10 protein-coding genes are annotated in these 11775 nt (G+C 41.5%); 3 read left to right on the top strand and 7 right to left on the bottom strand.

The window, feature by feature from the left end; all coding sequences use genetic code 11:
• Window positions 1–47: 47 nt before the first annotated feature.
• Window positions 48–425 (bottom strand): cyclic nucleotide-binding domain-containing protein, encoded by a 378-nt coding sequence (locus F7734_RS43780; RefSeq protein WP_155750639.1) that lies wholly within the window; start codon window positions 423–425, stop codon window positions 48–50.
• 67 nt (window positions 426–492) lie between these two features.
• Here F7734_RS43780 and F7734_RS43775 point away from each other — a divergent pair, with 67 nt between their 5' ends.
• The 3 genes from F7734_RS43775 (at window position 493) to F7734_RS43765 (ending at window position 4999) form a co-directional block, all read left to right on the top strand.
• A complete protein-coding gene (locus F7734_RS43775) occupies window positions 493–1416 on the top strand; it encodes a DNA polymerase III subunit delta' (protein ID WP_155750638.1) in 924 nt (307 codons plus the stop codon).
• Between the two features lie 587 nt (window positions 1417–2003).
• Window positions 2004–2717, top strand: a complete 714-nt coding sequence (locus tag F7734_RS43770) for a Crp/Fnr family transcriptional regulator (RefSeq protein WP_155750637.1) — start codon at window positions 2004–2006, stop codon at window positions 2715–2717.
• A 20-nt stretch (window positions 2718–2737) separates the two neighbouring features.
• On the top strand, window positions 2738–4999 hold the full coding sequence (locus F7734_RS43765; RefSeq protein ID WP_155750636.1) for a diguanylate cyclase: 2262 nt from the start codon (window positions 2738–2740) through the stop codon (window positions 4997–4999).
• A gap of 576 nt (window positions 5000–5575) precedes the next feature.
• On the opposite strand, the gene F7734_RS43760 is transcribed toward F7734_RS43765, so the two are convergent.
• The 6 genes from F7734_RS43760 to F7734_RS43735 all read right to left on the bottom strand — a co-directional run bounded on the left by F7734_RS43760 (window position 5576) and on the right by F7734_RS43735 (window position 11508).
• The gene (locus F7734_RS43760; RefSeq protein ID WP_155750635.1) at window positions 5576–6775 is read right to left on the bottom strand and encodes an MFS transporter; all 1200 of its coding nucleotides are present in this window, start codon (window positions 6773–6775) and stop codon (window positions 5576–5578) included.
• Between the two features lie 78 nt (window positions 6776–6853).
• Window positions 6854–8026 carry a molybdopterin-synthase adenylyltransferase MoeB gene (moeB, locus tag F7734_RS43755; RefSeq protein ID WP_155750634.1) on the bottom strand — a complete coding sequence of 391 codons (1173 nt, stop codon included), beginning with the start codon at window positions 8024–8026 and terminating at the stop codon, window positions 6854–6856.
• 95 nt (window positions 8027–8121) lie between these two features.
• Window positions 8122–8625 (bottom strand): M67 family metallopeptidase, encoded by a 504-nt coding sequence (locus tag F7734_RS43750; protein WP_347566388.1) that lies wholly within the window; start codon window positions 8623–8625, stop codon window positions 8122–8124.
• A 24-nt stretch (window positions 8626–8649) separates the two neighbouring features.
• Window positions 8650–9261, bottom strand: coding sequence for a DUF4276 family protein (locus tag F7734_RS43745; protein WP_155750633.1), 612 nt, complete (start codon window positions 9259–9261; stop codon window positions 8650–8652).
• Window position 9262: 1 nt separating this feature from the next.
• Window positions 9263–10486, bottom strand: coding sequence for an AAA family ATPase (locus tag F7734_RS43740; RefSeq protein WP_155750632.1), 1224 nt, complete (start codon window positions 10484–10486; stop codon window positions 9263–9265).
• Window positions 10487–10782: 296 nt separating this feature from the next.
• A complete protein-coding gene (locus tag F7734_RS43735) occupies window positions 10783–11508 on the bottom strand; it encodes a carbonic anhydrase (protein WP_155750660.1) in 726 nt (241 codons plus the stop codon).
• Between the last annotated feature and the right edge of the window lie 267 nt (window positions 11509–11775).

Genomic DNA, 11775 nt, shown 5'->3' with positions numbered 1-11775 from the left:
CTCTGGACGAGAAGTCCAGAGTTTTTATATTGTTTGCACAAATCAGTTTAACTACCAACCGGATGCTTAAAACGTCGCAAGCGTTCTGAATAGCTCCGCATGACTTGCAATGCAAAAATAGGGGTTTCTTGAACAGCAAAGAGAAAGCCTTGTCGGTTGATAAATGCAAGCTCGCAATTGGTTTTGGCAATAGCAGTGGAAGCTCTTGTACGCTCTGGGGTCACTAAGGCTCCTTCTCCAAAAACATCTCCCTGCTGTATGGTCTCAACAGCTTTGCCATCAACGTATAAGTCTACCTCTCCACTTACAATACCATACATATGTTCGCCATATTCACCTTCGGTAAAAATAACTTCACCTGCTGAGTAGGTCTTAAACTCTGACTGTTTTTGAAAAATTTTAACGGTTTCTGCTGGTTGAACCATAATTAATAAAACCTGTTTATTGCTCGTTTAGCTTAACAATTGACCCAGTTACTCATTATCACAAATCATGGACTCATTTTCACCGCTTATAGGACAACCACAAGCAGTCGAATTATTAACACAAGCTGTAGTCAAACAACGAATTGCTCCAGCATACTTATTTGTGGGTCCGAATGGAATCGGAAGGAGTTTAGCTGCAAGGTGTTTTGTGCAACTGCTCTTTGACTCAAATCAAAACCGCATACGTCAGGGGAACCATCCCGATTTACTTTGGGTGGAACCAACTTATCAACATCAGGGTCAACGTCTGACATCAAAAGAAGCGGAAGAAAAGGGGCTGAAGCGCAAAGCACCACCCGTGATTCGTCTCGAACAAGTCAGGCAAATTATTGAATTTCTCAGTCGTCCCCCTTTGGAAGCATCTAGAAAGATTGTGGTGTTAGAGCATGCAGAAACAATGGCTGAAGCAGCCGCTAACGCTTTACTAAAAACCCTTGAAGAACCAGGACGCGCAACGCTGATTTTAATTGCACCAACACAAGAATCTGTCTTGTCTACAATTGTATCTCGCTGTCAGCGCATTCCTTTTTACCGACTGAATGGAACGGCTATGGCTGAGGTTTTGACACAAACGGGACATAGGGATATTCTGCAACATCCGGTTGTCTTTAGCGTTGCATCTGGTAGTCCGGGAGATGCGATCGCATCCTATCAGCAATTGCAAGCTATTCCCAACGAGATTTTGCAAGCCGTTACAAAATTCCCTTCATCTTATCGTGAAGCTTTGGAATTAGCCAGACAAATTGATAAGAATTTAGACACGGAAGCCCAATTATGGTTAGTAGATTATTTACAACAATCTTACTGGGAGCAATGGCGTCAACCAAGAATTATTGAACAGTTAGAACAAGCTCGCAAATCCTTACTTAGCTACGCCCAACCTCGTCTTGTTTGGGAATGTATGTTTTTGTCAGTGACCAGTGACCAGTGACCAGTGACCAGTTAATTATTTTTATGCGTAGAAAAATAATTACGATACTATTGAATTTTTCCTTTGATTCCAGATGATTGGTTTAGCAATAAAAACTCTATCTTGCTGAATTTTAGCTGCATATTTTATGCCTCTGAATTTTCCTGGTTGGGAGGGAAGAACAAATACAATTGATGATATAAGTAGAAAGTACTAATAGAAATAATGTGACCCAGTCATATTCCGTTTTCTAAGAAAATATAAAGAATTTATACATTTCAAAAATCAACGATCCCCGCTTCTTTGTGCCACTGGTACTGGTTTTGGGTATTGGAGAGCAAAGTTGGTGTAAATTCTGTACGGTGTTGTTGTACGCTAGCGTTCATGAAATTTCAGTTATATTAATTCATCAATTCTCAGTTGACATCAATATGTCCGTGCCAAAGAAATGTCTGAGCACAATGAGTAGCATAAATAACTGATAAAAAGTGATATATTGCTACTCTATTTAAATTAAATACAGAAAATTAAATGCATCATATTTGACTCGAATATGTAATGGCACTGTATTTGATGCGGATATACCGATGTAACTCATAGTGTTCCCAATGGCTAAAACAGTTCAAACACCAACCTACAATAGACTTTTATCGGTACTGCCCGATGAGGATTATCGAAAATTACTTCCTCATCTGGAAACTGTTTCTCTTAGTTTCAAGCAAGTTCTGTTTCAACCCGGACGATCTATAGACTACGTATACTTCCCAATTGATAGTGTTGTTTCTCTACTGACGACAATGGCAGATAGGACTCAAGCTGAAGTGGGTTTAGTAGGCTATGAAGGGATGGTGGGTATTTCTATAGCCTTGGGAATCCCAACGACACCTCTGAGAGCAGTTGTTCAGATTCCTGGGGAGGCTTTGCGAATGCGTACAGATATCTTTAACACAGCCGTGCGCGAGAAAACCCTACTACAAGATATTCTCCTGCGATACACGCACGTATTAATCGTACAAATTGCTCAATCCGTTGCTTGTAATATTTTACACTCAGTCGAACAGCGTATGTGTCGTTGGCTGTTAATGATTCACGACCGTATGAGAAAAGATAAGTTTCCACTCACTCAGGAATCTTTATCCCAAATATTGAGTGTACGCCGTGCCAGTGTCGGGACAGTAGCCAGAAAACTACGTGCCTTGCGGCTGATTGATTACGAGCGCGGTGAGATAACAATTTTAAATCGGCTTGAGTTGGAAACAATTGCCTGTGAGTGTTATGACATTTCCAGCAAAGAGTTTGACCGATGGATTAGGGGAAATTAGGAGAAAGTCGAGTAAATATTATGCCAAATTTTTTTCAATTAATAATGATGCAGTTTATCCCCCACGGACATTGCTATCTTTGGATACCAAAGTTGGTGTGGCTGCATGCTGTATCTGACTCTTTAATTGCACTTGCCTATTATTCCATTTCTATTACCCTGCTTTATTTTGCTTACAAGCGGCAAGATTTGCCCTTCCACTGGGTATTTTATCTATTTAGTGCGTTCATTGTCACTTGTGGGACATCGCACCTTATAGAAGTTTGGACGTTATGGCATCCAGTATACTGGTTGTCAGGCTATCTCAAAGCAATAACAGCTGCTATTTCACTTGTGACAGGTGTATTGCTTGTGCAAGCAATGCCTCAAGCTCTTGCTCTTCCCAACTTGACACAGCTAATAACAGCCAACCAAGAATTAGAACACGAGATTGCAGAACGTCAAAGAGTGGAGGAGGCTCTGCGAGAAAGTAATGAACGCTTTCGCAGTGCTTTTGATTACGCTGCAATTGGAATGGCAATCATGGCAATAGACGGTCGGTGGCTACAGGTGAATCGAGCTTTATGTGAAATTACTGGATACTCGAAAGAAGAACTCTTGTCCACAACTTTTCAAGCTATTACCCATCCAGACGATTTAGATCTCAATTTTAACTATAACAATCAATTATTAAATGGTGAAGTTCGCCATTACAACCTTGAGAAGCGATACATCCACAAGTGGGGAAATGTGGTTTGGGTTCTTTTAAGTGCTTCTCTAGTGCGGGATGTCCAGGGCGTTGCCTTATACTTTATAATTCAGGTTCTAGATATTACCGAGCGCAAATTAGTTGAAGCGACTCTCAAACAACAGGCGTGTATTTTTGAAAATATTTCCGATGGCATTATTATTACCGATCTATCTGGTAATATTATTGACTGCAATTGTGCGGCAGAAAGAATGTTTGGTTATGCTAGAGTGCGATCGCTGGGAGCAACCCAAGAAGTTCTCCACAAGTCAGAAAATTCTGCTGTTGTGACCGAAAAAATCATAGAGCGGACTTTAGATACAGGTCGCTGGACTGGTGAAATAAATTTTACACGCAAAGATGGCACTGAGGGCATATGCGAAAAAGTTGTTGTACCGCTTTACAATGAACAAGGTCAGCCTACAGCAACAATTGAAGTTAATCGGGATATTACAGAACGCAAACAAACTGAAGCAGCCCTCAAGCAAGCTAACGAACAGTTGTCCTCTTGGGTGAAAGAACTCGAAACTCGCAACAATGAAATTGCTTTACTGAGTCAAATGAGCGACTTTCTACAAGCATGTATGAAAAATGAGGAAGCATACAAAGTGATTGCTCATTTTGTTCAATGCTTGTTTCCTGATATGTCGGGAGGAGTTTTTATTATTAGCCCCTCAAAATATTTAGTAGAAGCCGTGACAACTTGGGGAAACTCAACATTATCTAGTAAAAAATTGTTTACACCTGAAGAATGTTGGGGTTTAAGGCGGGGACGTACTCATTTTATAGAGTCTAAATGCAGTGGTTTGCAGTGTACCCACATGAGTGAGGATTGCTCCGGTGAATCTCTTTGTGTCCCTATGATGGCGCAAGGAGAAGCTTTAGGGATGTTATATTTAACATCACAACAACAGGGAAAATTTACAAAATCAAAACAACAGTTAGCCTCTAGAGTTTCCGAACATATCGCACTTGCTCTTGCAAATTTAAAGTTACGCGAAGCACTACAACAGCAAAGTACTCGCGATCCCCTAACTAGTTTGTTCAACCGACGCTATCTTGATGAGTTTTTAGAAAGAGAAATATACCGAGCAGAACGCAAACAGTACTCCGTAGGTATCATTATGATGGACGTGGATCACTTCAAAGGCTTCAACGACGTTTACGGTCATGAAGCAGGCGATACTGTTTTGCGAGAACTCGGTACCTTTCTCAAACAACAAGTTCGTCAAGCTGATATTGCTTGTCGTTATGGTGGTGAGGAGTTTTTGATCGTATTACCAGAAACTACCTTAGAAACTTGCTCCGAACGTGCCGAACAAATACGAGAAGGTGTTAAACATTTAGATCTGCAATACCGTCACCAGTCACTTAGTAGAATTTCTCTATCCTTGGGAGTCGCGCTTTTTCCAATGCACGGTTTAACACCAGGAGCAGTTATTCAAGCAGCTGATAGCGCTTTATATTGTGCCAAACAGTCAGGACGCGATCGCGTTGTCACTGCTTTTTGTCAAGAAGATGAAAGCAGTAAATTTACAGTGACCAGTGACCAGTGAAGACAATATATCAAACCTTGCTTCCTTAATCTAATGTCTACTGATGCTATTTCCAATCTCAATAATTAAGATAGCATTAAGAGCAAGTACGGGTACAATCCTATGACATTCGATACAAGGGAGCAGGGTTTTATTGCACTACTCAACAATTGAGATGAAGTATGCAGATAGAGCAGCATAAGCAGCGAAGAAAGCAACAACAGCAAGCATATGAAGATCCTCCTTATTGGGATAGTCATAAGAACATTTTTATACTATCAGTATATAACTTTTTTGAGCACAAGATATCTCCTAAACAGACGATTCTAAGGGTTAAGACTTAGTTACAAAAGATGATTTGTTTGCTGTCAAAAGAAGTATGTAAAGTAATATTACTTATTACTTAGGAGGCAATACTTGTCGGTTAAACCTAAAAATACAAAAACACGTAGGTTGGGGAGCCATTCACGTGCTCTGGTTCCTAGAGTTGAGTGAAGTGGCGTTTGAGGAACGAAACCCAACATTTACAGACATTTGTTGCGTTTCTCTACGGAGAAAGCCCAACTTACAAAAATTCGAGTCACTTGCAGTATTGACTTAGGAGGTACGCAGCCCTTTATAACTCAAAACAACACAGCCACCCGCTACCAAAAAAGCTATTACGCCGCCAACAACCCCTACCACAGGCGCAATCTCTTGCGGTTTTGGAAACACCAGCCCAAACAAACTACCTGTCAAACCAAAGCCTGCAAAATACATCCCAACTCCCAATCCTCCCCACGCAGGAGGTACTAACCCCAAAGCAAAGGGAATTGCACCATTGATAATTACGCTAAATGCACAGACTCCAAGCAGTACAAGAGGCATCTGTGCTCCTATAAAAAACAGTATTATCATCAAAAAAACGATCGCACCAATACCACCAAGCATTGCCTTGCGATTGCCTATCTTTACCGCCAACGCTCCTGCTGGTAGCGCAGCAAAAGCTAAAGCAAGGTTAATGATAAACATCATGCCATCAATGTTCTGAGTATTCAGTTGAATTTTTAACAGCTTGCCTAAGGCATCCACGAACAGTCGAGAACCCCATGCTACACCAACACCTGTTCCTAGAATCAACGCTAAAGCCCGTGGCAATTCTCCTGGTGTTGCCCTTGTCTGGGAGCGCTCAACAGGGTTCTCTATAGGATTAAAAAATCTTAATATTGTAGATGCGGCTAGCAAAACAAACGAACCAATGCCAAATGTTAGCATTGGTCCCAAACCTAAAATAAACTGACTGGCAATAGGTCGGAAAGCACCAATGATTCCTCCTGCCAAAGTCAGCACACTTCCTGCTAAGGGTAACTCATCTGGTTTAGCATATCTTCCTAAAAGTGCGATCGCCGGACTGCGAAATACAGTCATTGCCATTGCCCATGAGATCGTGACTAATAGCAAAATAATACGCGTGACATCAGAAGGTGGAAAAAAAACTGTCAAAGTTGGAATTACAATAAAAAATGCTGATGAGAGAATCACACCAACTGAAATGAAGGGAAAACTTCTTCCTATTCGATGCTTAGCTTTATCGGAAAGGGCACCAAATAGTGGTTCCATCACCACTGCTAAGGCATTCTCCACAATCAGCACCCATACTGCTAAAAATTCAGGAAACCCAAATCCTGCCAACAGTCGGGGCAAGTACAACGCATAAATCAGCCAACTCAGCGTAATTGCCCCCTGCACTCCTGCCAAACTGCAGACTTGCAACCATAAAATGCGCGGTTGTGCTGTGGTTCCCGTGTTGTTTTCCATTTTCTAAATAAAAAAGCTCACGCAAAGACGCAAAGGCGCTAAGGAGTTATTGGCGTCCTTTGCGTCTGGTGGTTGATTTTAATAACTCGGTACTGATGGATCTATTTCCTTACTCCAAGCAAGAATACCACCTTTTACATTTGTCCCCTCAATTCCTGCTTCTTTGAGGATATTGAGGGCTTTTGTGGAACGCATACCCGATTTACAATGGGCGATCAATCGATGACCGTTCACCAATTCTCGTACTTTAGTGACTCCTTCACCGTTTTCAATCTCTGGTAACGGTATTAAAACAGAACCGGGTATTTTGGCTATTTCGTATTCGTGAGGATTGCGGACATCTAGCAACACAAAATCTTTTGCGCTGCTATCTAGCAATTCCTTCAACTCTTGCACTGTCATTTCTGGTATTTCCATCTGCTGTTTCTCCTCTTGTGCTTTGGCTTGTGGGATACCGCAGAATTGCTCGTAGTCTATGAGTTTTTCAATGACCGGGCGAATTGGGTTGGGACGCAACTTCAATTCCCGGAACTTCATGTCTAGGGCATTGTACAGCAATAATCGCCCGCTTAAAGTAGTCCCGTTACCAAGAATAATTTTGACAGTTTCCGTAGCTTGGATAACACCAACGATCCCTGGTAAAATTCCCAGTACACCGCCTTCTGCACAAGAAGGAACCATTCCTGGTGGTGGTGGTTCTGGATAAAGGTCGCGGTAGTTCGGTCCACCCTCGTAGTTAAAGACTGTAGCTTGTCCTTCAAAACGGAAAATAGAACCGTAAACGTTGGGTTTATCTAACAATACACAAGCATCATTGACCAAATATCGTGTTGGAAAGTTATCAGTACCGTCTACGACAATATCGTAGGGTCTGATAATATCGAGAGCATTTTCCGAAGTCAAGCGAGTTTCATATAAATCTACCTGACAGTGGGGATTGATCTCTTGGATGCGAGCTTTTGCTGATTCAATCTTGGGTTTACCAACCCAAGACGTACCGTGAATGACTTGGCGTTGCAGATTGGAGGTATCAACAACATCGAAATCAACTATACCGATGCGTCCGATCCCTGCGGCTGCTAAATACAATAGCAGTGGCGAACCCAAGCCACCAGTACCGATACACAAAACACTAGCAGCTTTCAGGCGTTTTTGTCCTTCCAGTCCCACTTCCGGCAAAATGAGGTGGCGGGAGTACCTTTCGTATTCTTCTCTTGTTAGCTGGACTTCATCCAGATTGGGATTAAGCATAACAGTTTGATGAGGAAGCGCGGACTTATTATCCTATCGAAAATTGTGTGACATTGGGGAGTGGTGAGTGAAGACTGGTGCATAAAACATTACAATTATTCTTCTTTGGGACTCCCTGTTTCCATTGCTTCTGGCTGAAATTGATGATTATCGTCTAATATCCAACTTTTTATGTCAACCGCTTTGCCATTTATGACGGAGACAATGACATATGAGTATTCTTGCCAAGCTAGCTGACGGTCAAATTCTGAGGGATGTGCTGGATTGTTGATGTGGGAGTGATAAATACCTATGATGTTAAGATTGCGATCGCGTGCATCTTTTTGCACTTGCAGCATGACTTGGGGTGCGATCGTGTACCTTCGTTGTTTGGTTGCTGTACTATCTCCAAAGGGGTCTGATGTCTCTGACCAAGCATTTTCTGTTGGTATGACTTCTAGTACTGTTTTGTTTTTGTCGGTTCGGGAACCTAACAGCAGACCGCAGCACTCTTCTGGATAAGTGGTTTCGGCTTGTGAGTAGATGGTTTGGAGGTGTTGTGGCTTGAGGTTGAGATTCACGAGTGGTTGTCCAATTGATTTACAAAAGAATGGCTTCACAGAGCGCTCTGCGATGCTACGTGCTCATGCTATTATTTTTAACAAGCCATCGTAGAATATTTGGAAACTTCTAGAACGATTATTTGATGGGTTCATATGTAGCGATATTTCTCGCGCTGCTCTTGTCTTTTCTATACCTCCTTTATGATAGCCTGCTGTTTGTAGCACTTTTTCTAGAGCTTCCCAAGTACCGCCTGTAATAGCGTCTGGATCGCGATATTTTGCTTGATTTTTTATATTGGATGATACTTTAGGATAAGCATTAATGAGAGCATCCATATCTCCAAAAAACCATGATTCTAGTTCTTCGATGGCTATTCTATTAAGAACTTGGAATTGCTGACCTGTACTAACGGACTTCTTAGTGCTAAAGCCTACATCAAGAGCTATTCCTTCCAATTTTTCCTTTAAGGCCTTACAATCTTCCCGGTCTTCATCAACCAAAACTACAATTCGGTAATCGTCTGGCAACCAAGATTTGTATCCTTTTAAACGTTGAGGTAATTTGGATAGTAAATCGCGTTTACCTTGGTAAGGATGAATATCAAAACTGTTAACTTCTCCCAAGATTTTAGGTAGTAAATTTTGGAGAGCTTCTTTCATCGATAGCTCTTCAACTAAAACCTCAATGTGCAAATTAGTTGCTCCTAATTTTATTCTTTTGTCCACCAGAATTGATTAAGGGATTGCCTACTTCAAAATAGTCTTCCATCCATAACGATCCTAAAGTAGCTCCCTGTTCCATAAACTCTTTAATTCCCCGCATATCCGCAGTTCGTTTTGCTTGTGTATAACCTTGTTCATCCCGGTACAATACCCACAGTTCTTCTGATTTGAGAGCATCAGTAAAGAAGGGGGAATGGGTTGTTACCATTAATTGAGTGTTAGCTGAAGCTGCCCGACATTCTTCTGCTAATTCTGGCAATAAACGCGGGTGTAGATAATTTTCTGGTTCTTCAATTCCAATAAGTTGAGGTGGTTCTGGGTCATACAATACAGTTAGATATGCCAACATTTTGAGTGTGCCATCTGAGGCAAATTTAGCAAGTATAGGTTGCTGAAAAGGAGCATCTTTAATTTGCAGCAATAACCGCCCATCTTGCATCATTTCTGCATCTACTCTTTCTAAACGGGGAACGCGACGGGATAAAGTATTAAGAATATGTTCCAACCGTTCAGGATATTGTTCTTTGAGATATTGAATGACATTAGGTAAATTATCTCCTGTAGGTGATAATCTTTCCTGAGGTCCTGCTTCTGGAATACTGCGGGCGTTGTCTGCTGTTAAGTAGGAAAGATACCAGCCACTAATAAAATTACGTAATGCGCTGACACGAGGGTGTTTAGAAAATTGTCCCAAAGTACTAACAGCAAGCAGGTCAGAAGAGTTTAGCTCCTCAAATACTCTTTCATCTTGTTCGTCTGGTCTTTCGCCTGTAATGACTCGTCCTGCACCTTCTTGAAAGTCAAGAAATTTAAAAGGTTTGCCAGTCTGGCCTCTTCTCCACTGCAACCATTCCTCTGCTACTAATGGTCCTTTAGGTCCTTCGTCAATAGCTAGATAATAAGTAATGATAGGTAAACCAGGCTTTTCACGATATTTTAATTCAATGACAACAGGTCCATCAGCACCCCGTGTTCGGAGTTCTCTAAAGCGTCCGCGTTTGTCCCAGGCTCTACGCAAGCCGACCGTAAAAGATTCTGATAAAAAGGCGAAAACATCAAAAATGGTTGATTTACCACTGCCATTGGGTCCTAAGAATACAGTGAGGGGAGTCATTCCTTTGAGTTCTAAGTCACGCAGTGCTCGGTAGTTTTTGACTCTTAGATATTCTATGCGGGGAATGGATTGTCTGGGCATTAGAAAACATTTAGGGTATATCTCTCAATAGTAGTAACTAAAAGCAGATTTTCAGCAACTTAAAAATGATTTTGTACGTTTTAATATTGCAACAGTTTAAGTACATCTATAAAAATCCTAAATTTTTTATATAGCAAATTTCAACCTAGTGAGGTACAAAAATTACCCCCCTTTCATCCCCCCTTACTAAGGGGGGATGAAAGGGGGATGTACCTCATTAGACTGAGAAAGGCTATAAAAAATTTAAGTAGTGTAAGGTGGGCATTGCCCACTCTACGAGAAAGTCTACAGTAATATTATGTTGTAACAGACACCTTACCAGTAACAACATCGTAACAAGCACCTACAACTTGCAATTTTCCCTTCTGGATAAGGTTAGCCAAAATCGTCGATTTACTCTGTAGTTTTTCCACCTGATACTTAATGTTGGCTGCGATCGCATTCTCCCGAACATCACCCTTACTGAGCCTAACTCTTGCGACAGCTGGTCTGATTCCCTCAACAATGTAGCTAATCCTACCAGGTGCTGGCTTCTCTTGCAGTGCTTCCATAACAGCGCCGCATTTTTTGTGACCTAAAACGACTATGAGTTGGGAACCCAAAACTGATGTAGCGTATTCTAAGCTTCCTATAGCCATATCACTGGCGACATTCCCTGCAACACGCACCACAAATAGATTCCCAAGCCCTTGGTCAAAGATAATTTCCGCCGGAACTCTAGAATCTGCACAACCTAATACGGATGCAAAAGGATACTGACCTTTTGCCAGCGATTGCACGCGTTTCATTGATTGGTCGGGATATTTACGCTTTTGCTCTACAAATCGTTGGTTACCCTCCAGCAATCGCTTTAAAGCTTCTGTAGCTGTGACTGGATGGGGATTCACTGGATTTGCATCTGCACCGTCTGCTTGTAGTATGGAAGTTTGTTGTTGATACCAAATTAAGCTACCAGCTGTGGCAAAGCCAGCTGCACCCAGCAAGAAATTACGACGTCCTACAAATCCATTAATTCGACTCATCAATCTTTCTCGGTAAATGAATCCAACCCAAAACAGCTTGGCTGTTGGCTGGAACATACCAAAATCTCTGAGGGTGCGAGAGTTAGTATCTAACGGTTTAATAAATTGTTAATGGTTAGTGGTTAATGGTTAGTGGTTGGTGGTTGGTGGTTGGTGATATTTTTGAGCGACTAACAACTATCCACTAACAACTAACAACTAACCACTATCCACTAACAACTATCCACTATCCACTAACAACTATCCACTATCCACTAACAACTAACA

The organism is Scytonema sp. UIC 10036 (genome assembly GCF_009725235.1).
This window is presented reverse-complemented; position numbering and strand designations above follow the sequence as displayed.

Coding starts and splice junctions, on each gene's coding strand:
- F7734_RS43780 (WP_155750639.1), bottom strand. CDS start 425: ATGGTTCAACCAGCAGAAACCGTTAAAATTTTTCAAAAACAGTCAGAG.
- F7734_RS43775 (WP_155750638.1), top strand. CDS start 493: ATGGACTCATTTTCACCGCTTATAGGACAACCACAAGCAGTCGAATTA.
- F7734_RS43770 (WP_155750637.1), top strand. CDS start 2,004: ATGGCTAAAACAGTTCAAACACCAACCTACAATAGACTTTTATCGGTA.
- F7734_RS43765 (WP_155750636.1), top strand. CDS start 2,738: ATGCCAAATTTTTTTCAATTAATAATGATGCAGTTTATCCCCCACGGA.
- F7734_RS43760 (WP_155750635.1), bottom strand. CDS start 6,775: ATGGAAAACAACACGGGAACCACAGCACAACCGCGCATTTTATGGTTG.
- moeB (WP_155750634.1), bottom strand. CDS start 8,026: ATGCTTAATCCCAATCTGGATGAAGTCCAGCTAACAAGAGAAGAATAC.
- F7734_RS43740 (WP_155750632.1), bottom strand. CDS start 10,486: ATGCCCAGACAATCCATTCCCCGCATAGAATATCTAAGAGTCAAAAAC.
- F7734_RS43735 (WP_155750660.1), bottom strand. CDS start 11,508: ATGAGTCGAATTAATGGATTTGTAGGACGTCGTAATTTCTTGCTGGGT.